Below are 740 nucleotides of genomic sequence, written 5' to 3'. Positions count from 1 at the left end.
TGCCCGAAGGGCGGATGAGGGGCGGCGCCGACGCTCATGCAGATGTCACGACGCCGTCGTCTAACGAACCAGGATTGCCCTCAGATCGTTCACGTTCGTCCCCGTCGGCCCCGGCACGAACAAATCTCCAACCGCATCAAATGCCGTCCAGGCGTTGTTGCCGGCGAGCATTGCCTTGGCATCGACGCCTGCCGCCCGCATGCGCGCCACGGTCGAGCCGTCGGCGAAGGCGCCGGCATTGTTCTCCGAGCCGTCTATGCCGTCGGTGTCGGCAGCAAGGGCATGAATGCCCTCGACACCGTCGATGCCGATGGCGAAGGCGAGCAGGAATTCGGAATTGCGGCCGCCCTTCCCCTTGGCCCGCAGCGTCACGGTCGTCTCGCCGCCGGACAGGATCAGCACGGGCTTGGCGAAAGGCCGGTTGCGAGCGGCTACCTCGCGCGCGATCGCGGCGTGGACGCCGCCGACCTGGCGGGCCTCGCCCTCGATCGCATCCGACAGGATGACGGCCTCGATGCCTTGCCGCTTGGCCTCGGCGGCGGCGGCTTCCAGCGACACGCCCGCGGAGGCGGTCAGATGCACTTCATTGCCGGCAAAGCGCGGATCGTCGGGACGCGGGGCATCGGCGTCGGGTGAATTGATATGGGCCATGACCGAGGCCGGCAGCTTCATGCCATAAGCGGCGATCGAGGCCAGGGCATCCTGACGGCTGCCGGTGTCGGGAACGGTCGGCCCCGAGG

The 740-nt window shown here is 68.2% G+C and carries 1 protein-coding gene; it reads right to left on the bottom strand.

The annotated features are described in order from the left end of the window. Positions 1 to 60 precede the first annotated feature (60 nt). Positions 61 to 740 (bottom strand): MOFRL family protein (locus tag EOA28_RS37530; protein ID WP_281060962.1); only part of this gene is annotated, 680 nt, incomplete at its 5' end.

This window comes from Mesorhizobium sp. M2A.F.Ca.ET.067.02.1.1, from assembly GCF_004023285.1.
Classification (GTDB): Bacteria; Pseudomonadota; Alphaproteobacteria; order Rhizobiales; family Rhizobiaceae; genus Mesorhizobium.
The sequence above is the reverse complement of the archived record's forward strand: the minus strand, read 5'-3'. Positions and strand labels throughout refer to the sequence as shown.